This is a genomic window from Janthinobacterium sp. B9-8, assembly GCF_000969645.2.
Lineage (GTDB): Bacteria > Pseudomonadota > Gammaproteobacteria > Burkholderiales > Chitinibacteraceae > Iodobacter.
Map to the genome: position 1 here is coordinate 4,550,038 of NZ_CP014222.1, position 21,462 is coordinate 4,571,499.

Below are 21,462 nucleotides of genomic sequence, written 5' to 3' on the forward strand. Positions count from 1 at the left end.
GTGGTATCTTTCGCCGTCTGCAAAAGTTGTCGGTCACACCGGCTTCGGGAATTTAAAAATGACTATTCTTGCACTTATTATTGCACTGGCGCTGGAGCAGTTCCGGCCCTTATCAAATCGTAATCTGTTTACGCTGGCCTTTGTGCGGCTTGCCAATCAATTAGAGCGTGGCTTGAATGCCGGCGAGTATCGAAATGGTATGGGCGCTTGGCTGATGCTGGTATTGCCCTTATTGATTGTGTCGTTTGTGATTTATATGCTGCTGTGCCGCGTAAATGTGGGCTTTGCCCTGCTTTGGGATGTGGCAATTTTGTATCTGACGATGGGCTTTCGCCAGTTTAGCCATGCGTTTTCAGGGATTTCTAAAGCCTTGCAAGCGGATGATCTGGATACGGCGCGTGCTTTGCTTGCCGATTGGAATGGTCAGCACACATCTGAAATGAGCGCTGATGAAGTTTCCAGGATGGCTATCGAGCAAGGCCTGGCAGATTCTTATCGCTATGTATTTGGAACTTTATTCTGGTTTGTGGTGCTGGCGTGGTTTGCTGGCCCTGCGGGCGCGTTGCTTTACCGTTCGGCAAGCTTGCTGGCGCAAAAATGGGGCCGTAGCTCGGGCGCGTTTGGCCGTTTCTCGGTACTGGCGCTGGAAGTGCTCGATTATCTGCCAGTGCGCTTTACTGCCGCCAGCTTTGCAATTATGGGCAATTTTGAAGACGCTGTTTACTGCTGGCGCACGCAGGCTCAAAGCTGGTCAGATTATATTGATGGCATTCTATTATCGAGTGGTGCGGGTGCGATTGGCGTGCGTTTGGGTGATACCCTGCATCAAGATCACACGGTCAAGTTCCGCCCCGAGCTGGGTGTGGGAGAGGCGGCTACACCAGACTATCTGGCGAGTGCCGTGGGCCTGATCTGGCGCACTGCTATTTTGTGGATTGCACTGGTCTTACTCTTTAGTCTGGGCTCGTGGCTGGGGCATGTTTAGTTATTTTTCTTGATTTTTACATCAAGCTGATTTAAAAGCGGGCATTCGTCCGCTTTTTTTATCTGAGGAATCTGCCGTGCCCAGTATCCGAATCGATCAAACAAACATTAGCGTTAATAATATTTTTTGTGTAGCCCGAAATTACGTGGCCCATGCTGCCGAAATGGGCTCCAGCATCGGCAGCGAGCCGGTGGTATTTATTAAACCGAATTCCGCTATTTTGCAGTCTGGCCAGGCTTTGCAATTACCTGCATGGTCTAAGGATGTGCATCACGAAGCCGAGCTTGTGGTAGCGATTGGCCGTGGTGGTAAAAATATCAGCAAGGAAAATGCGCTGGAACACGTGGCTGGCTACGCTCTGGGCCTGGATTTAACCGCCCGCGATGTGCAGACAGAAGCCAAACAAAAAGGGATGCCGTGGACTTTGGCTAAGGGCTTCGATGGTGCAGCGGTGCTTACACATTTTGTGCCTGCTAGTGCGATCAGTAATCCGCCTGAGCTTGAGTTTATTTTAGAAATTAACGGCACAAGTAAGCAGCATGCTGATACCCGATTGATGGTTTTTGATGTAGCCACACTGATTGCGTGGATTTCCAGCCGCTTTACGTTGCAAGTAGGAGATTTAATTTACACGGGTACGCCAGAAGGTGTGGGTGCAATTCATTCTGGTGATCAGCTAAAGCTGACACTGGGCGAGCTGATTAATGAAACGTTTGTAGTGGCTTGATGGCTTGCAGAGGCACGGTAGGAAACTGAACCACGGAGGTCTCCGCGTTTCTCGGAGAAAACCTTAAGGATAAGGGCTTGGTTTTCTCCGTGGTTCAAGATTTGGTTTTTTTCTCGGCAGAGTAGAGATTAAAATTTGTGATTCAAACCGCAGGTAAGCTAGATAAATCCCAGCGAGGTTGCACCGCATAGCTGCCTGCTGGTGTGGCGAACTTCAAGCGCTGCGCGCCCGCAAAGGCAATCATCGCGCCATTGTCGGTGCATAATTCTAGTGGCGGATAAAACACTTCAAAGCGGCGTTTTTTAGCTGCCGCATCAAGGCCCGCCCGTAGCTGCTTATTGGCACCTACGCCACCAGCAATCACCAAACGATTCATCCCTGTCTGCTTTAGTGCTGCCAAGCATTTTTTGCTGAGTACCTCCACAACCGCCTCTTGAAACGCAGCGCAAATATCGGCTTGCGTTTGCTGATCCAGTTCTTCTTGCTTGCTGGCTAAAGTGAGTACGGCCGTTTTTAGTCCGCTAAAACTAAAGTCCAGGTTGCCAGAATGCAACATCGGGCGAGGCAAGCTAAAGCGTTTGGCATCACCAAGCTCGGCTAATTTAGACAGCGCTGGGCCACCGGGATAACCTAATCCTAATAATTTGGCAGATTTATCAAATGCTTCACCCGCCGCATCATCGACTGTTTCGCCCAAAATTTCGTATTGACCAATGCCGCGCACGGCCATCAACTGAGTGTGGCCGCCAGAAACGAGCAAGGCAATAAAAGGGAATTGGGGGGCTGGGTCAGCCAAGAGCGGAGAAAGTAAGTGCCCTTCCAGGTGGTGCACAGCGATCACAGGCTTGCCCAGAGAAAAAGCGAGGGCATTGGCAACAGAGGCGCCCACCAGTAGCGCACCGGCAAGGCCAGGGCCTGCGGTGTACGCAATGGCATCAATATCGGCCAGTGTTTTGCCTGATTCTGCCAAACAGGCCGAAGTGAGCGGCAGTGCCCGGCGGATGTGATCACGCGAAGCCAGCTCAGGCACCACACCACCATATTCGGTATGCATGGCGATTTGCGAGTGGATTTGATGCGCAAGTAAGCCTGTTTCGGTGTCGTATAACGCAATACCGGTTTCGTCACAAGAAGATTCAATGCCTAATACCAGCATGCCAATACTCTATAAAAAAGGGAGGTAATGCGCTATATTAGCGGGCTGTTGCAGATCTATAAAGCACTGATGCGCGATTGTCCTTTGACAGGTAGCAATAGTTTATGGATAATGCTACGCCTTGATTGATGTAAACGATTCGGTCTTTCAGATCATCGTAAAACAGGATTGCTCGATGCCTAACGTACGCGTAAAAGAAAATGAACCGTTTGAAGTTGCGATGCGTCGCTTCAAGCGTGCTGTTGAAAAAACTGGCCTGCTAACAGACCTTCGCTCACGCGAATTCTACGAAAAGCCAACGGCTGAACGTAAACGCAAACAAGCTGCTGCTGTAAAGCGTCAGCACAAGCGTCTGCGTAGCCAAACACTGCCACCAAAACTCTACTAAGAGTTTTTGTAGCAGCGCATGCCGGAAGGTCGCCTAGAGCGGCCTTTTAGCATTTCTACTTAATTAGATTGTTGCAAGTGAAAAAAGCTCAAAACCCAGTGGGCAGTATGCTGGCTTACGATTTGTGCATAAGCTTGTGTCGATCTGATTCAATCACAGGGAATGACCATGACTCTCAGACTGCAAATCCAGAACGATATGAAAACCGCAATGAAAGCGAAAGAGGCTGATCGCCTCGGTACGATTCGTCTTTTGCTGGCTGCAATTAAGCAGCGTGAAGTGGATGAGCGAATTGAGCTGGACGATGCCGCGGTCACTGCCGTGATTGAAAAAATGCTGAAGCAGCGCAAAGACAGTATTCAACAGTTTGAAGCAGCAAATCGCCAGGATCTGGCTGATAAAGAAAAGCTTGAAGTTGCTGTGCTCATTGCTTATATGCCGCAACAGTGTTCTCCGGAAGAGATTGCAGCGGTAGTTGCTGCTGCTATTACTGCTCATGGCAAAACACCGGCAGCAATGGGTAAGATTATGGCAGATCTGAAAGCGGCTTTATCTGGCCGTGCTGATATGAGCGAAGTTTCTAAGCTGGTTAAAGCTGGGATGGCTGCTTAAGTTTTGTAAGGGCAGCTAAAACCTGCCCCTGAAGTCGAGTCCATCTTTTAAGGCGGAAAACAGCACAAGATGGCAAAAATACCTGACGATTTTATTCAAGATCTCCTTAACCGCGTCGATATTGTTGACGTCGTTGAGCGCTATCTGCCGCTTAAAAAAGCGGGTCAGAATTACAGCGCCTGCTGCCCGTTTCATAAAGAAAAATCACCCTCATTTACAGTGAGCCAGACTAAGCAGTTTTATCATTGTTTTGGTTGCGGCGCGCATGGTTCGGCGGTGGGCTTTGTGATGGAGCATCAGGGGATGAGTTTTCCTGATGCAGTACGAATGTTGGCTGAATCGGTGGGCATGCAAGTACCGGTAAGTGATGCACCAATAAGCGAAAAAGCTAAGGCCGCTCCGGGTATTTATGACGTATTAAAAACGGCTATGAATTATTACCGCGCCCAGCTTAAAACAGCACCGGCGGCGATTGAATACTTAAAGAGCCGAGGCGTAGAGGGCAAAACGGCAGCACGCTTTGGCTTGGGTTTTGCTCCCAGCGCAGGGCAATCGCTGAAAGCCGTGTTTGCGGATTACGATAAAAACCCGGTGATTAAAGACGCTGGGCTGGTAGCCGAAGAAGAAAACACCTTGCGGCGCTACGATCGTTTTCGCTCTCGGGTGCTGTTCCCTATTTTAAATCAGCGCAGCCAGGTGATTGGTTTTGGCGGCCGGATTATGGGCAATGGTGCGCCCAAGTACTTGAATTCACCAGAAACGCCCGTATTTGAGAAGGGTAAAGAGCTATATGGCCTGCCACAAGCCAGAGCCGCGATTCGTGATCGTGGCCGTGTGCTGGTGGTGGAAGGCTATATGGATGTGGTGATGCTGAATCAGCATGGTGTGGAATACGCCGTCGCCTCCTTGGGTACGGCTTGCACGCCTGAGCACATCCGTAAATTACTAAAGCTGGCTGACGAAGTTTATTTTTGCTTTGATGGTGATAAGGCTGGTAAAAAAGCCGCGTGGCGAGCGTTAGAAAACAGTTTAGAGCAGCTGGTTGATGGCAAGAAACTCGCTTTCTTATTTTTACCCGCTGAGCATGATCCGGATTCTTACGTGCAAGAGTTTGGTCAGGTACAGTTTGAAAGTGCGCTCTTGCAAGACTCCGTGCCCCTCGCGCAATTTCTATTGAAGGAATTGTCTGCTCAAGTAGAGCTGGAGAGCGAAGAGGGTAGGGCTAAATTGATTTCTTTAGCAGCTCCAATGCTGAGCCTAGTCAAGGCCCCAGCCTTTGGAATGATGATCAGAAAGCGCTTAGCAGAGCTATCTCGCTTAGAAATGAGCGAATTAAGCACCGTTTTGGATGGTAGCCCTGTAAGATCTGTGCCCGAATATGTGCCAAGTGAAAGCTATCAGGGGGAATTTGCCCCGGAGCCTTGGCAAGATGGGCAGGAGTGGTCGAATGATGGGCAGCCTAGTCGGCAACAAAGTCAGCCAAATACGCAATATGCTAGGCAAGGTAATCGATCAGCGTGGAAGCCTAATTGGCAGCCAAAAGGTAAATGGAAAGGTCGCGGCGACGAACGGATTCCCGCTCATATGATGCCAAGACCAGCGCCTAGGGCGGCCCCCACTGGGCCAGTACATAAATTGATTCAGCTGGTTTTAGCGCATCCTGGTTTGGTGCGCCGTAGTGAGCCAGTATGGTTATCGTGGCCAGAGACCGATGCAATGGGCCTGGCGCAAGAATTGCTTCAAAAGATTTGCAACTACCCGGATTTATCTAGTTTGCAAATCGTTGAATCATGGCAGGGCATGTTTGACTACGATGTATTGCATCGTTTGCTTATCTCTGGCGGAGAGTATTTTGATAAGGCCTCAGAGGCTGAGCTGGATGAGCAACTGGCTGCTACGCTAAAAGCGGTGGAAGTCAGTGTGATTCGCCCTATGATGCAAGAGCGCTTTTATGCTCTGACCTATAAGCAAGCGAATGGTGGACTAACGGAGGCAGAAAAACTGGAATTTGCAGCACTCGTATCTCGCCGATAATCATCGTTGGCAACAAATTGTAGCGATTGCTGTCTAAAACAGCCTGCGTTTACAGCGTAAACGAGGACTATGGTGGCTTATTGTCACAGCAGTATCGGCATTGTTGACTAATGAACGATGCGGTGGATTTACTTACGCCGAAGAATTGTCACAAATTTGTGATACAATCTACGGTTTTCCCGAACATACCTGAACTCGAGAGTCATGGCGGCAGATCAAGAAATCGACAACGAAGACCAAGCGCGGACTGATTTCCGTGAGGTCAATCGGCCATCTGCTGAGCAGAAGGCCGATCCCGAACAACGTAAAGCGAAGTTTAAAACGCTGATCGTGCTCGGTAAAGAGCGCGGCTATCTAACCTACGCCGAGATCAACGACCACCTGCCAGATGACATGCTGGATGCCGAGCAAATCGAAGGCATCATCAGCATGATCAGCAATATGGGCATCCAGGTGTACGACGAAGCACCGGACGCAGAAGATCTGCTTATGTCCGATGCTGCGCCGTCTGTACCGGATGAAGATGCTGCTGAAGAAGCCGAAGCAGCCTTATCTTCCGTCGATGCAGAGTTTGGTCGCACTACTGACCCAGTGCGCATGTATATGCGTGAGATGGGTACGGTAGAGCTCTTAACCCGTGAAGGCGAAATTGAAATCGCCAAACGGATTGAGGACGGTCTTAAGCACATGATCCAGGCGATCTCTGCCTGCCCAACTACTGTTGCCTATATTTTAGGCTTGGTAGAAAAAGGCTTGGCTGATGAGATTCGCATTGATGATGTGATCGACGGCTTTATCGACCCTAACGCAGATGAAAACACCCCACCGCCAATCGAAGTGATTGAAGCGGAAGCCGAGGATGCTGACGATGCGGTCGATGAAGAAGAAGGCGAAGAAGACGACGGTAGTGCAGCAGCTAAGGCCAATCTTGAGTTATTAAAAACTCAGGTGCGTGAGCATTTCGACATTGTGCGTGAGCACTTTGACAAAATGATTAAAGCGCTGGCCAAAGAAGGCGCACACGGCAAAAACTATCTGGAGCACCAGCAAGCCATTGCCGGGATTTTCCTGATTACTCGCTTCTCGGCTCGCCAGGTTGAATCGCTCTGCGACCAACTACGTGGCATGGTGGATGAAATCCGCAGCTGCGAGCGTGAAATCATGGATATCTGTACTGTCCGGGTAAAAATGCCGCGTGATCACTTCATCAAAACCTTCCCAGGCCGTGAAACAGATACGACATGGGTAGTGGATGAGATCAACTACGGTCACAAATACTCCGCCATTCTTGCGCGCTATCAGCACGCCATTATGGAAAAGCAACAAACTCTGGCTCAGCTGCAAGTTAACGCAATGATTCAGATTAAGGACCTTAAGGAAATCAACCGTCAGATGTCGACGGGTGAAGCTAAGGCCCGCCGCGCCAAGCGCGAAATGATTGAAGCCAACTTGCGTCTGGTCATTTCGATTGCTAAGAAATACACCAACCGTGGTTTGCAGTTCCTCGACCTGATTCAGGAAGGCAATATTGGCCTGATGAAAGCGGTAGATAAGTTTGAATATCGCCGTGGTTACAAGTTCTCAACCTACGCAACATGGTGGATTCGCCAAGCGATTACCCGTTCGATTGCCGATCAGGCCCGTACTATTCGTATTCCGGTACACATGATCGAAACAATCAACAAGATGAACCGCATTCAGCGGCAAATCTTGCAGGAAACCGGCATTGAGCCGACTCCTGACGAGCTTGCTGAAAAAATGGAAATGCCGGAAGACAAGATCCGCAAAATCCTCAAGATCGCCAAAGAGCCGATCTCGATGGAAACGCCGATCGGTGACGACGACGATTCCCATTTGGGCGATTTTATCGAAGACTCAAACAATCTGGCTCCAGCCGAAGCCGCTATCTACGCAGGCCTGCGTGAAGCGACGAAGGAAGTGCTGGATACTCTGACTCCACGTGAAGCTAAAGTGCTGCGTATGCGCTTTGGTATCGATATGAACACCGATCACACGCTGGAAGAAGTGGGTAAGCAGTTTGATGTTACGCGTGAGCGTATTCGTCAGATCGAAGCCAAGGCTTTACGTAAGCTTCGCCACCCGACTCGTTCAGAAAGACTGAAAAGTTTTGTTGAAAGTCAGGCCAGCGAAGGTTAATATAGCGCCTCTTATGGGCCTGTAGCTCAGTTGGTTAGAGCAGAGGACTCATAATCCTTTGGTCGTCGGTTCAAGTCCGACCGGGCCCACCAGTATCGCAATAGAAAAATACCCAGCCATGTGCTGGGTTTTTTTCGCTTGTAATTCTAAAAAATATTTGTCGGGCTAATCATTTTGATGGCTGTATTGGCTTGTTAGCTGGAGTGTAGCCATGGTTTATATATTTTCTATATTATTACTTCCTTATAAAGAATTTTTTAAGATTGGTAATATAACTTTTAAAGGAAAGCGTCATGTACTAAAGGGGTGTTACGTAGTAATATAACAAAACAGAAGTAAGTATTTGTAAGTTTTTGGTGTAATATAGTTTGTTAAAATTAAAAAACGTTTAGTGCGCATGAAATTCATATATAAGTAATCAATTAATATACTGATATATTAATTTATGTAAGAAATTGATTAGGGTTTTTTATTATTCTTACAAGAAAATTGTTGGTATTTTGCAATGTAAAGCAGGATATGCAGTAAGTTGAAAATACAGGTAAACTGTTTGCTATGACATGTAGAAAAAATGTAACGCGACTATCAGTAGGCGATTTGAAATACTTCTCCTGTACCTTCCTAAATTAATAAGAGCTAAATAAGTAAGGATTTTAGTGATGTGGTTTCGTATTTGCCTGCTAGGGGTTTGTTTTATTGACTATGCGCAAGCTGCCTATGATCCGGAAGACATACTCAAATTGAACGCTGGCTTAGGGTATCAATACGATAGCAACTTATTTAAATTAGATGAAAACATTAATAATACGCAAACCAATAAAATGGGTAAAAGATCAGATTCAAAGTTAGAGGCACGGTTGGGCGGGCGTTTAGATTTAACTATTTCACGGCAGCTGCTTACTATTAATGCGGATATTAATCAGATTAGCTATCAGAATTTTAGTGATTTGAATCATAATGATTGGAACGCAGGGTTAACATGGAATTGGCTCGTGGGTAGCACTCTGAGCGGAAAATTAATTGCCAATACATCAACAAGAATGTCATCGTTCGAAGATGATTTTTTGAGTGGAAGCGGTAATAGTGTATTAGATATGCAGCGTCAGAATAGCTTGAATTGGCAAGGGACACTGCAATTGAAAAGCTCTATCGCTATTATTGCGTCAGCGGGAACGACTACAGAAAAGCATGATTTAAAAGAATATATTAACGCAAAAAGCGATGTTGCGAGTATTGGTATGCAATACCAATCAGAAAAAGGAAATTTTATTGCTGCGAGGCACAGTTGGCGAAAATATACCTATGATCAGGATTTGCCCTTTAGAGCTGGCTTTACAGAGCAAACAAGCTCGATTGATATAGGCTATGCGCCCAGCAGTAAAATAGATCTAAATGCAAGCGTGGGCTTAAGCCAATGGGAGTCCGCACTGAATGGGCAGAGCCAGAATACACCGCAGGGAGATTTAGCCCTTGTATGGCGTGCAACAAGTAAAAGTATTTTTAGAATGAGTTATGGTCAGAGTTTTGCCGAATTTACGAGTGGTGCGGGGCGAAACTTAGATCAGCGTATGAATTTAAACGCTAAATGGCTGATGACAGAGAGAACAGACTGGACGATTGATTTTAATCATAGAGATCGAAGTCTTGAAGTAGTGGGTAGTCGTTCGGCAAATGATGAAAGCACTGATAGTTTGCGATTGGCTTTGAGCTATAGAGCACTTAAGCCATTGACGATCTCTAGCTATGTTCAGGCAGAGCAACGCAAAAGTGATGTGCGCAATGGTAACTATAAAGATTATCAGTTTGGGTTTAATGCAAGGTTTGACTACTAAGTAATTATTTAATGGTAGAAGCATTATTTTATCTTGCAAAGAAATAAAAGATTGAAACTTTTTATTTCCTAAGGCGCTTAATATTTTGAATGACTCAGCAAAAAACATCGATCAATATATGGACAGAAACTCTTTAGAGACAAGTATTGTAGCAACACCTAGTTTGCTTGCAGATAGATTTCGCGAGTTCTCTAATGCTGCGCCATTTATTAGTTTCTTTAAGCTTTTCATTGATCCGATTTTGGTGGTGGTCACCCTCTATTTATTGGCAATTCCGTTCCATGTTGCGATGGATGGTTATGAGTTTATATTAGCAACGCTTGCTTTCCTGCTAACGGCGCTTTTGCTCGATGGCATGTTTTTATTTATGCCTGGCTACTCGCGGTCCTGGCTAGGGGTTGGCCGATTTATTACTGAGTGGCTAGGGGTTGTGATTGCGCTAGTGTTAATTGGCCGTATTTCAGGTTTTATAGATTACTACTACCCTCCGTTTGTTATTACATGGTTTATTGTCGCCCCTATTGTTTTGATTTCAGTGCATGTGGCAATAAGGGTTTATGTATTACGCGTAGACTCAGGTGAAAATGCAGAGCGCAGTAAAGTAGTGGTAGTAGGGATTAACCAGCCTAGCCAGCTTTTGGTTAAAAATATCCATGAAGAGCCATTTTTAAAAATGGACTTCATGGGGTATTTTGATGATAGATCAATTAGCCGCTTACCAAAAAGTGCATCAGAGCATTTAAAAGGTAGTTTAGATTCGCTGCCAAAATATATAAAAGAGCACGGAATTAAAAAAATATATATTTCTTTGCCGATGAGCTCGCAGCCTAGGGTGCTTGAGCTGATAGATGAGCTAAAAGACAGCACGGCATCAATTTACTTTATTCCAGATTTATTCGTTTTTGATCTGATTAACGCGCGGTTTGATAATGTGGCGGGCATGCCAATCGTCGCTATTTGTGAAAGCCCATTTATGGGGCTAAATGGCGTCATTAAAAGAATTAGTGATATTTCATTATCATTCCTTATTCTGGCAATGATCTGGCCTGTTCTGGTGGCGATTGCGCTTGCGGTGAAGTTCACATCTGCTGGCCCTGTTTTCTTTAAACAGCGCCGTTATGGTGAAAATGGCGATAGCGTGCTGGTGTACAAGTTCCGTTCAATGACCGTGATGGAAGATGGCGAAAAAGTAGTGCAGGCGACTAAAAATGATCAGCGCTTAACTTCTATTGGCAGTTTTCTTCGCAAAACATCCTTAGATGAGTTGCCTCAGTTTATTAATGTGCTGCAAGGAAAAATGAGTATTGTTGGCCCGCGCCCGCATGCTAATGCACATAATGAGCAGTATAGAAAACTGATTAAAGGCTATATGATCCGTCATAAAGTAAAGCCTGGTATTACCGGCTGGGCACAGGTTAATGGCTTTAGGGGGGAGACAGACACCCTTGATAAAATGCAGAACCGCATTAAGTATGATTTGGATTATTTACGAAATTGGTCGGTATGGTTGGATCTGAAAATTATTGTGTTAACAGTTGCAGTCATCTTCCGCGATAGAAACGCTTACTAAAACTTAATTTAAAAGTAAAAGGATTCGCAATGCTTAAGACAACAATAAAACCGCTGGTTCTAACGATTGCTGCAGTAGCGTTCTTGGCTGGGTGTGGAGATAAAGAAGAAAAAAAATCCCCAAGCCAGGTTTTAGCAAAGGTAAATAAAGCAGAAATTACTGTTCACCAGTTAAATGCTTTGCTGGGGCAAGTGCAATCTGCCACGCCAGCGATTAAGCAGCAAATGTTGGATCAATTAGTTGATCAAGAATTATTGGTGCAAAAAGCGACTGAGCTTAAATTAGACAGAGAGCCAAGTGTTTTGCAATCTATTGAAGCGGCCAAGCGCCAAATTCTGGCACAAGCGGCTGCTGAGCGTGTACTGGGTAAGCCTGAAGAGCTTAAGCCTGCAGATATTGAGCGTTTTTACAACGATAATCCGGCCCTGTTTGCTGAGCGAAAGAATTACGATTTTGCTGTGTTTAGTCTTGAAAAGAAATCTTATGACGATGCATTGATTAAGCAATTGGATAAGGCGGCTAGTGCGCAGCAAGTAAAAATGATTCTAAATACAGCCGAAATTAAATTTGATGAAAACGAAGTAAAGCGCACTGCAGAGCAATTACCACTTTCCTTATTACCTAAATTTGCAGCAATGAAAGTGGGCGACATCATTACCATGCCAGAAGCAGATAAGGTGGTATTGCTGCTCTTAAAAGAAAGCGTATCTGTTCCGGTTGCAAAAGAGAATGCCTCTCCTTTAATTCAGCGTTATTTGCAGAATGATAAAGTGCAGACAGATGCAAAAGCAAAAATTAAAGCATTACGCGATGCTGCAAAAATTGAGTACACACAAAAATTTGCTGAGTCAAAACCAGCAAGTGCAGCCAGCAATGTTGCAGCAGATGATGGAATAAAAGCAGGATTAAAAGGACTTAAATAATGAAAGCGACCCAGATAGTGGCTTTTGTTTTGATGCTATTTTGCAGCTGCATGGCTATGGCCGCTGCAAATAGTGAATATAGGCTAGGGCCGGGTGATATCGTTAAAATCAGTGTTTATGATCACCCTGATTTAAGTACGGAATTACAGCTGAATGAGCAAGGGTCTGTTGCTTTTCCTTTATTGGGTGAGGTGAAGCTATTAGGCCTGCCTTATACGGAAGCTCAAGCTTTGATTGCCAATGGCTTAAAAAAAGGTGGGTTTGTAAATCAGCCTAATGTGAGTGTTTTGATTTCTCAATACCGCAGCCAGCGTATTGCAGTGATTGGTGAGGTAAACAAGGCAGGGCGCTACGCACTTGACGGGGCGACTGATATGGTTGATTTACTGGCGATTGCAGGCGGTTTAAATGCCAATGCAGGCGATACGGTGGTGGTATTGCGTGGTGCAGAGCGGATTGAGTATCGTTTAAGCCAAGCCATGAAGCTGGGTGATCAAACGAAGCGCAGTATGCCGATTGCTAATGGTGATGTGGTGTATGTGCCACGTGCTCAGCAGTTTTATGTCTATGGCGAAGTAAACCGCCCAGGCGTATATCGCATGGAGCCAAAAATGACGGTGATGCAAGCATTGGCGGTATCGGGTGGGTTTAATCCACGCGCGTCACATCGTAATTTAGAGATCCATCGGATTGATCAGTCAGGTGCAGTAATTAAAGTAGAGGCTAATTTAAGTGATCTATTAGTAGAAAACGACACGCTTTTTGTGAAAGAAAGCCTTTTCTAATCTTTTCGTAATAGAGCTTAATTAATAATGACACTCGAACAGTTTTTAAATATTTTACGCGCCAGAAAACGAATTGGCATTGCTGTGTTTATCTCGGTGATTCTCGCTGCTCTGATTCTTAGCTTATTGCAGCCAAAGCAATACACTTCGGATGCAGCCTTGGCGGTGGATGTTAAAGCCACTGATCCTGTTACGGGGCAGCAGGTCGCTGGTTTTTTGGCGCCTAGCTATATGGCTACTCAAGTTGAAATGATTGCCAGCCAAAATGGGGCTTTAAAAGTAGTGGATGCACTTGGCTTAGCCTCTTTGCCAGAAGCGCAGGCCCAGTTTGCTGAGGCAACGCAAGGAAAAGGAGATATCCGTAATTGGTTTGCAGAATCTTTATTGAAAGGCCTGGATGTAAAGCCTAGCCGTGAAAGTAATGTGATCAATCTTTCATATACCGCAGCAGACCCACAATTTGCGGCCGCATTAGCTAATGCATTTACGCAGGCATATATACGCACTACGGTAGATATTAAAGTAGCGGCTGCTCAGCAAAATAATACTTTTTTTCAAGAACAGCTCAAAACATTGCAAGCTAATTTAGAAAAGACACAGCAAAAATTATCCGAGTATCAACAGGAAAAAGGCATTGTGGCGACGGATGAGCGCTTGGATATTGAAATGCAGCGTTTAAATGAAATATCCAGCCAGCTTGTTGGGGCGCAATCACAGACTTTCGATGCACAAGCGCGCGCGCGGGGGGGCCAAACAGCACCTGATGTATTGAATAACCCGCTTATTTTGCAATTAAAAGGACAGCTCTCTGCACAAGAAGCAAAGTTAAAAGAGCTGGCTGAAAAAAATGGCCCTAATCACCCACATTATCGTCAGGCACTGGCTGAAGTAACAGCAACACAAAATCAGCTTAATGATTTAATGAAGCAGTACTCAGGTGGCTTAAGTGGCATTGCTGGTAATTCCCAGTCAAGACAAGCTGCTTTAAATGAAGCCATGAAGGCGCAAAAAGAGCGTGTATTAGAGCTTAAATCAGGGCGGGCCAGCATCGATGTATTGCAGCGTAATGTAGATAACGCACAACGTAGTTATGATCAGGCATTACAGCGTTTTAGCCAGACCATGCTAGAAAGCCGTTCGGATCAAAGCAATATCACGATATTAAAATCGGCGACACCGCCTTTAAAACACTCAAAGCCTAAAACCGCATTAAATATGATTTTAGCTATTTTAGTGGGGGGCTTATTAGCAATTGGCATTGCAATGTTGGTTGAGTTGTTTGATCGGCGTATTCGCAGTAAAGAAGATATTGAAGCTATTCTTGGCATTCCTGTATTAGCCGATTTGCCTTTACCGGCCCGTAATAAGAAGAAAAGGTTTGGTCGCTTGCTAGGGGTAAAAGCATGAATAGCATGATTAATCACGAGATCATAAATACAACGGCAGCAGCAGGTAATATTGGTAAGCAGTTATTAGATGCAGGAAAGCTTACGGTTAACCAAGCTGAGAAAGTATTATTACTGCAAAAAGAAAGTAATTTACGCTTTGGCCAGGCGGCTATCCAGCTGGGCTATATTACTGAGGCAGATATTCAAGATGTCTTGGCTCATCAATTTGCATATCCTTATCTTAGCTCCGGCCAAAGCGGGATTGATGAACGCATTATCGCGGCCTACAAACCCTTTGATCCAAGAGTCGAGGCTTTGCGCAGCTTGCGTAGCCAACTATTGTTGAGCTGGGTAGAAAACGGTAATAAATCAATTGCCCTGGCTTCATATGATGCTGGAATCACAACAGAGTTACTGGCGGCTAATTTGGCAGTGGTGTTTTCTCAATTAGGCGAGCACACCCTGTTGGTGGATGCCAATTTACGCTCGCCGCACCAGCATGCTTTGTTTGGGCAAACCAATCGTATTGGTTTAAGCGATGTGCTGGCTAATCGAGCTGGCCTTGAAGCAATTCAAAAAATTGGCGATTTGCGTGATTTATCCGTGCTAACAGCGGGGACTCAAGCACCCAATCCGCAAGAATTACTCTCAAGAGATTCATTCAGCCAGCTAGTTACAGAATTAGCTAATCAATATGATGTAGTGATTTACCATACCAGCCCATTGATGAATGCGGTGGATGCGCAATTAATTGCCGCAAGAACTAAAGGAGTATTACTGGTTGTTAACCGCAATAAAACGCCAGTAAAAGGTTTAGCCACGACGAAGGAGCAACTCGAGTCGAGCGGTGCAGAAATATTAGGCTGTGTGCTTGCTACACCAGATGAGCAATATAAATGATGGTTTATATGAATAATCCACGCGAGTTGTTTAATAGAACATGGCCAGTTTGCCTAGGCTTGCTGCTCATGTTTATTCCGGCATTTTGGTGGCTAATTAATCATGTATGGGATAAAGAGAGCCAGGCCCACGGCCCTATTGTTTTAGGTATCAGTTTCTGGCTAATTTACAGAAATAAAGATAAAGCAATCGCTACCTTTTTGCAGGGTGAAAAAAAGCCTGCTATCGGATGGGGGCTACTTCTATCAGGATGTGTTTTATTCATATTAGGCAAATCACAGTCTATTGATTTAATTTTAGCATTCTCATTTATCGTGGTGCTTGCATCCCTGCTGCTTTTATATGGGGGATGGGCTGCTATCAAAGCAATGTGGTTTCCTCTATTTTTTATGCTATTTATGTTACCGCTCCCTGGGGGGCTGGTTGCTGCGTTAACGCTTCCTATGAAAATGGCGGTCTCATATGTTGCTGAATGGTTGCTTTATCATGCAGGTTATCCGGTTTCGCGCTCTGGCGTCATTATTCAGATTGATCAATACCAGATGCTCGTGGCGGATGCATGTGCAGGTTTGCATACACTATTTACTTTAGAAGCCATCGGATTGCTTTATTTAAATTTGATGGGTTATAAATCTTTTTCCCGAAACCTGTTTATTGCCCTGATGGTTGTACCTATTTCCTTTGCTGCAAATACAATTCGGGTGATTACCCTTATTTTAATTACTTATTACTTTGGAGATGAGGCTGGCCAAGGGTTTTTACACGGTTTTGCTGGTTTTGTCTTATTTGGTGTTGCGCTGTTTTTATTGATGTCATTTGATACTCTTGTTGGCTTTGTCATGAAGAAATTTGGCATTACAGATGCGGGGGTAAAAAAACATGCTTAAGCGTTTTTTTGCTAATGACTATTACTCACTGATTATTGCTTCCGTACTTTTTTTATCTGCTTTTTTGGGGTATGCCTTAACACCGCGCCAAGTAATGGCAACAAGTAGGCCACAAATTGATTTAGAAAAATCAATTCCTGCTTCTTTTGGTGATTGGAAGTTTGATGGCAGCGTCGCCCCGATTACTACTTCTGCCGATGTGCAAAGTAAGCTTGATGAGCTGTATAGCCAGATCGTTAGCCGCACTTATATAAATAGTAAAGGCCAACAAATCATGCTCTCTATTGCATATGGCAGAGATCAGGGTGGGGATGGTACTCAAGTTCATCGGCCTGAGTATTGTTATCCTGCACAAGGCTTTGAATTAAAAAATAGTAAAGATGGCCAGTTAAAATATAAAGAAAATGATATTCCTGTAAGGCGTTTATTAGCCATACATGGGAATCGAATCGAGCCAATTACCTATTGGATTACCGTGGGCGATACCGCTTTACGTTCTGGATTTGAACGTAAGATGGCTCAAATTAATTATGGTTTGAAAGGCACGATTCCAGATGGCTTGTTATTTAGAGTTTCAAGCATTTCTGCAGATTCAAATCAGGCTTATCAGCTTCAAGAAAAATTTACAAACGAATTATTAAACAGCGTAGACATGCCAACCAGAATCAGGTTGGCTGGACACTTACAAGGAGAATGAGTTGAGTAAAAAAGTAGCTTTAATTACTGGTGTTACCGGCCAAGATGGCTCTTACCTGGCTGAGTTTCTTTTAGAAAAAGGCTATGAAGTGCATGGCATCAAGCGCCGCGCATCGTCGTTTAATACCCAACGCGTCGATCATATTTATCAAGATCCGCATATTGAAAACAGCAGCTTCAAATTGCATTACGGTGATTTAAGTGATTCATCTAATTTAACCCGTATTTTGCAAGAAGTGCAGCCGGATGAGGTTTATAACCTTGGTGCGCAATCGCATGTGGCGGTCAGCTTTGAATCGCCCGAATATACGGCTGATGTCGATGCAATGGGCACGCTGCGCTTATTAGAAGCCATTCGCTTTTTAGGCTTAGAGAAGAAAACTCGTTTTTATCAAGCATCCACTTCCGAGCTATATGGTTTGGTGCAAGAGATTCCGCAAAAAGAAACGACGCCATTTCACCCACGCAGCCCATATGCTGTGGCAAAAATGTATGCCTATTGGATTGTGGTGAATTATCGCGAAGCCTATGGCATGTATGCATGTAATGGCATTTTGTTTAATCACGAAAGCCCGCGTCGTGGTGAAACTTTTGTTACGCGCAAAATCACCCGTGGTTTAGCAAATATCTCTCAAGGTTTAGAAAAATGTCTGTTTATGGGCAATATTGATTCCCTGCGCGATTGGGGCCATGCCCGTGATTACGTCAAAATGCAATGGATGATGTTGCAACAAGAAGTGGCGGATGATTTTGTGATTGCTACTGGCGTGCAATATAGCGTGCGTGATTTTATTCGCATGTCGGCCAGTGAATTGGGTATCTCGCTTAAGTTTGAGGGCACTGGGGTAGATGAAAAAGCCATTGTTACTAAAATTGAAGGCGATAAAGCACCTGCATTAAAAGAGGGCGATGTGATTATGCAAGTCGACCCGCGCTATTTCCGCCCTGCCGAGGTTGAAACATTATTGGGTGATCCAACAAAAGCCAAAGTGAAATTAGGCTGGGTACCAGAAACCACCTTGCCAGAACTAGTGCAAGAAATGGTGGCTCATGATTTAGTACAAGCCCGCCAGCATGCTCTGCTTAAAACGCATGGCTATCGTGTTTCTGTAGCGATTGAAAGTTAAAAATTAATTGGCTCAATTATAAAATTAGTTGAGCCAAAGGTAAAATATGAAAAAGGTTCCTCGTGATGAATTCGAATCCTATTTAAAAGAAAAATTGGGTGGCGTAAATAAATTTATACTTTTCTCTTGCAGAATTAAATTTACATTATTTCGCCTGATGATTAAATATATTCTTCATGTTGATTTGCCTTTTGGTAATTTAAAGGGCTTACGTATGGGGCACCCCTTTTCTATTGTAGTTAATAAAGGTACGAAATTAGGTCGTAATGTCACTATTTTTCAAGGGTGTACTTTAGGCAGCAAACGCGGTGGCAATAAAGCAGGTGCTCCTGATATTGGAGATAATGTAATTATATTTCCGAACTCTATTATTATCGGAAATATAAAAATAGGCGCTGGTTCTGTTATAGGTGCGGGATCGGTTGTTGTTAATGATATTGCTGAAAATATGATTGTGGCTGGCAATCCAGCTATTGCTCTTGCAATGGTAGAGGGAGTTTAGTTTTGTTTATTGAAAATTCAAATAAAATATACGTTGCGGGCCATCGTGGTATGGTTGGCTCTGCGATTGTGCGTGAATTAAATAAACTTGGGCTCACAAATATTGTGACGCGCACTCATGCAGAATTAGATCTGACAAATCAGACAGCAGTCGATGCGTTTTTTGCAGCAGAAAAGCCTGATTTTGTATTTTTAGCCGCAGCAAAAGTAGGCGGTATTCATGCCAATAATGTTTATCGCGGCGATTTTATTTATCAGAATTTAATGATTCAAAATAACGTGATTCATGCTGCTTACCAGCATGGTGTAAATCGTCTGATGTTTTTAGGCTCCAGCTGTATTTACCCTAAAGATTGCCCGCAGCCGATAAAAGAAGAATACCTGCTTACTGGTCCATTAGAGCAGACCAATCAGCCTTACGCTCTGGCTAAAATTGCCGGTATTGAGATGTGCTGGAGCTATAACCGTCAATATGGCACGCAGTATCTGGCTGTTATGCCGACTAATCTCTATGGCCCTGGCGACAATTATCACCCGGAAAACAGCCATGTGATTCCGGCACTTATTCGTAAAGCGCACGAAGCCAAAGAAAGCGGTGCAAAAGAAATGATGGTATGGGGTAGTGGCAAGCCACGCCGTGAATTTCTTTATTGTGAAGATATGGCCGCAGCATGTGTCTACTTGCTGAACTTGCCAGATGAAGAATATAAAAAGCAATTAAACGATCAACACCCACCGCTGATCAATATTGGCACGGGTGAAGATATGACGATTCGTGAATTAGCGAGCACGATTTGTGAAGTGGTCGGCTTTAAAGGTGAGCTGGTATTTGATGCGAGCAAACCGGATGGCACGATGCGCAAATTGCAGGATGTAAGTAAATTAAATGAGATGGGATGGCGGGCTTCAACTCGCTTTGACTTAGGGCTAAGAAACGCTTATGGCGAATTTACAGCTCGAAGTTTATAAGGTTTATAAATAAATTATGTTCAAAAAAGTATTTGGCGGGTTTTTTATTAGTAATGCACTGCAAGCAGGTTTGCAGTTTCTCATGATTCCATTTATTGTCCGGGCATTGGGAGTAGAGGAATATGGAAAATGGGGTTTGTTCGAACCTGCTATTTACTTGTTTGCGCTGATTGCACAATTTGGTGGTAACTGGAGTATTTTAAAGCTGGTTAATGCAGATAAAATGCCAGTTAATTTTGCATTGCGGCTTTGTCTTAAAATGTGTTTGTGGCCAGCATTGGTATCTATCGTATTGGCTTGTATATGGGCCATGCTGCAATTTAAATTAAAATATGCCATATTATTAATGCCCATTATTATTTTAGCAGAAGCTACTTTGGGTCTGGGTTTAGCTTCTGCACGGGCAAAATTGCTTGCACGCCCTTATTTTTTAGGAACTTTAGGTAAGTTTGGAGTTTTAGCTTTATTTTCTTTTATAAATGTCATGGAACACCCATTTATTGTTGATACGGCAATTGAGTGGCTGGCTGTGTATGCAATTGCAGTGAGTTTTTCTGCAATTCTGGTTAACTATCAAATATTAAAGAAAGAAAATTCAACAGTTTACTCCGTTGATAATGAGCAAGTGTTGAAAGTTGCCGCTTTAAAGTATGGCGTGCCTATAATGATTTCGGCTATTTTTGCTACTATTTTGAATAATGCTGATCGATATATTGTTTCTTCTACACTTGATCATAAAATATTAGGTAGTTATGTTGTTGCATTAAAGTTAGCAGGAGTATTAAATTTTTTAATAACACCTGTTGCACTTTGGTGGCCAACTGCGCGTTTTCAGCATATTGAAGATGTAGATAGAGGCCAAATATTTTTTTCAAAAATGTCTGTTTTTTTTAGTCTGGGCTATTCACTAGCAGGAGCTATTCTTTATTTTTTAGCGCCATGGTTATTGCCAATTCTTGCACCAAATGTTCATGTTGAATTTAGTATTTTACTTCCATTAATTATAGGTGTTGTAATTCGAGCTGTTGAACCTAGTTTGAATATTGGGTTACTTCAAGAAGGGCAAACTCACCTGTTGATTTACACCACAGCAATAGGTGCTATTTTTCAAATTGTATTAGGTTTTATTCTCTCATCTTATTTTATGGCACAGGGTGTTGCATGGGCGTTTCTAATATCCAGTTTATTTAGTGTTGGAGCAACCCATTTTATTTCTCAAAAAGTATATAAAATTAAATTTCCCTATTTTTTAATAATTTCTTGCGTAATTTTTCCGTTTGCTCTAGTTGGGGGAATTTAGATGGTAAGGCTAGGTTTTTTATTACTGTATTATGGTGTTTTTCGTTATTTACCGTCATCCTCCTCAAGAGGTTTTTTATGGACAAGGAAAATACGCCGTTGGTGCTGTAAAGGTCTTTTCTCTTCATGTGGAATAAATATTAACATTGAGCATGGTGCTTCTTTTGGTTCTGGTCGACAGATAAAAATTGGGAATAACTCCGGCTTAGGTGTTAATTGTAAGTTATATGGAAGTGTCGCAATTGGGGATAATGTCATGATGGGGCCTGATGTAATTATTCTGACGGTAAATCATGAGTTTGCAAGTATTGAGGTGCCAATGATTAATCAGGGAATGAAAGAATTTAAGCCTGTATGCATTGGGAATGATGTTTGGATTGGGCAGCGTGTCATTATTTTGCCGGGGGTTCATATTGGAAATGGTGTAATTATTGGCGCTGGATCTGTTGTCTCAAAGTCAATTCCTGACTATTCCGTAGTTGTGGGCAATCCTGCACGAATAGTTCGAAGCCGAGTGTCATGATAT

The 21,462-nt window shown here is 44.0% G+C and carries 20 protein-coding genes and 1 tRNA gene; 20 read left to right on the forward strand and 1 reads right to left on the reverse strand.

The features are described 5' to 3' along the window. Positions 1–58: 58 nt before the first annotated feature. Entirely contained in the window at positions 59–985 is a 927-nt protein-coding gene (locus tag VN23_RS20405; RefSeq protein WP_046350432.1) for a CobD/CbiB family protein, read from the forward strand. Positions 986–1,061: 76 nt separating this feature from the next. After that, positions 1,062–1,712, forward strand: coding sequence for a fumarylacetoacetate hydrolase family protein (locus tag VN23_RS20410; protein WP_046350431.1), 651 nt, complete (start codon positions 1,062–1,064; stop codon positions 1,710–1,712). Between the two features lie 142 nt (positions 1,713–1,854). Here VN23_RS20410 and tsaD read toward each other — a convergent pair whose 3' ends face one another. Next, positions 1,855–2,868: a tRNA (adenosine(37)-N6)-threonylcarbamoyltransferase complex transferase subunit TsaD gene (gene tsaD, locus VN23_RS20415; protein WP_046350430.1), complete on the reverse strand. Its 1,014-nt coding sequence runs from the start codon at positions 2,866–2,868 to the stop codon at positions 1,855–1,857. Between the two features lie 175 nt (positions 2,869–3,043). Between tsaD and rpsU the strand changes: the two genes are divergently transcribed. From rpsU to VN23_RS20505, 18 genes are all read left to right on the forward strand, one after another. After that, positions 3,044–3,256, forward strand: a complete 213-nt coding sequence (gene rpsU, locus VN23_RS20420) for a 30S ribosomal protein S21 (RefSeq protein ID WP_046350429.1) — start codon at positions 3,044–3,046, stop codon at positions 3,254–3,256. A 168-nt stretch (positions 3,257–3,424) separates the two neighbouring features. Continuing rightward, on the forward strand, positions 3,425–3,868 hold the full coding sequence (locus VN23_RS20425; RefSeq protein WP_046350428.1) for a GatB/YqeY domain-containing protein: 444 nt from the start codon (positions 3,425–3,427) through the stop codon (positions 3,866–3,868). 69 nt (positions 3,869–3,937) lie between these two features. Then, on the forward strand, positions 3,938–5,902 hold the full coding sequence (gene dnaG / locus VN23_RS20430) for a DNA primase (protein ID WP_052746417.1): 1,965 nt from the start codon (positions 3,938–3,940) through the stop codon (positions 5,900–5,902). Between the two features lie 204 nt (positions 5,903–6,106). Then, on the forward strand, positions 6,107–8,059 hold the full coding sequence (gene rpoD / locus VN23_RS20435; protein ID WP_082752867.1) for an RNA polymerase sigma factor RpoD: 1,953 nt from the start codon (positions 6,107–6,109) through the stop codon (positions 8,057–8,059). Between the two features lie 15 nt (positions 8,060–8,074). Next, positions 8,075–8,151 (forward strand) — tRNA-Ile (locus tag VN23_RS20440). 567 nt (positions 8,152–8,718) lie between these two features. After that, positions 8,719–9,891, forward strand: coding sequence for a hypothetical protein (locus tag VN23_RS20445; protein ID WP_046350427.1), 1,173 nt, complete (start codon positions 8,719–8,721; stop codon positions 9,889–9,891). 85 nt (positions 9,892–9,976) lie between these two features. Further along, a complete protein-coding gene (locus tag VN23_RS20450; RefSeq protein WP_231743321.1) occupies positions 9,977–11,461 on the forward strand; it encodes an undecaprenyl-phosphate glucose phosphotransferase in 1,485 nt (494 codons plus the stop codon). Positions 11,462–11,490: 29 nt separating this feature from the next. Further along, positions 11,491–12,384, forward strand: a complete 894-nt coding sequence (locus VN23_RS20455; RefSeq protein ID WP_052746416.1) for an EpsD family peptidyl-prolyl cis-trans isomerase — start codon at positions 11,491–11,493, stop codon at positions 12,382–12,384. Next, positions 12,384–13,169, forward strand: coding sequence for a polysaccharide biosynthesis/export family protein (locus VN23_RS20460; RefSeq protein WP_052746415.1), 786 nt, complete (start codon positions 12,384–12,386; stop codon positions 13,167–13,169). Before VN23_RS20455 ends, VN23_RS20460 begins: the two co-directional genes overlap by 1 nt. A gap of 27 nt (positions 13,170–13,196) precedes the next feature. Further along, positions 13,197–14,576: a chain length determinant protein EpsF gene (gene epsF / locus VN23_RS20465; RefSeq protein WP_046350426.1), complete on the forward strand. Its 1,380-nt coding sequence runs from the start codon at positions 13,197–13,199 to the stop codon at positions 14,574–14,576. Further along, complete coding sequence (gene epsG / locus VN23_RS20470; protein WP_046350425.1) at positions 14,573–15,457, forward strand: chain length determinant protein tyrosine kinase EpsG; 885 nt, start codon at positions 14,573–14,575, stop codon at positions 15,455–15,457. The genes epsF and epsG overlap by 4 nt, the downstream gene beginning before the upstream one ends. Positions 15,458–15,465: 8 nt before the next feature. Then, a complete protein-coding gene (xrtB, locus tag VN23_RS20475) occupies positions 15,466–16,344 on the forward strand; it encodes an exosortase B (RefSeq protein ID WP_197432976.1) in 879 nt (292 codons plus the stop codon). After that, on the forward strand, positions 16,337–17,041 hold the full coding sequence (gene epsI, locus VN23_RS20480) for an exosortase-associated protein EpsI, B-type (protein ID WP_046350423.1): 705 nt from the start codon (positions 16,337–16,339) through the stop codon (positions 17,039–17,041). The genes xrtB and epsI overlap by 8 nt, the downstream gene beginning before the upstream one ends. A gap of 1 nt (position 17,042) precedes the next feature. Next, on the forward strand, positions 17,043–18,167 hold the full coding sequence (gmd, locus tag VN23_RS20485) for a GDP-mannose 4,6-dehydratase (protein ID WP_046350422.1): 1,125 nt from the start codon (positions 17,043–17,045) through the stop codon (positions 18,165–18,167). A gap of 46 nt (positions 18,168–18,213) precedes the next feature. Continuing rightward, positions 18,214–18,669 (forward strand): serine acetyltransferase, encoded by a 456-nt coding sequence (locus tag VN23_RS20490; protein WP_052746414.1) that lies wholly within the window; start codon positions 18,214–18,216, stop codon positions 18,667–18,669. Between the two features lie 8 nt (positions 18,670–18,677). Further along, the gene (locus VN23_RS20495; protein ID WP_046350600.1) at positions 18,678–19,637 is read left to right on the forward strand and encodes a GDP-L-fucose synthase family protein; all 960 of its coding nucleotides are present in this window, start codon (positions 18,678–18,680) and stop codon (positions 19,635–19,637) included. A 16-nt stretch (positions 19,638–19,653) separates the two neighbouring features. Next, the gene (locus VN23_RS20500; RefSeq protein WP_046350421.1) at positions 19,654–20,937 is read left to right on the forward strand and encodes a lipopolysaccharide biosynthesis protein; all 1,284 of its coding nucleotides are present in this window, start codon (positions 19,654–19,656) and stop codon (positions 20,935–20,937) included. Beyond that, positions 20,938–21,459, forward strand: coding sequence for a DapH/DapD/GlmU-related protein (locus VN23_RS20505; protein ID WP_046350420.1), 522 nt, complete (start codon positions 20,938–20,940; stop codon positions 21,457–21,459). Positions 21,460–21,462: the final 3 nt, after the last annotated feature.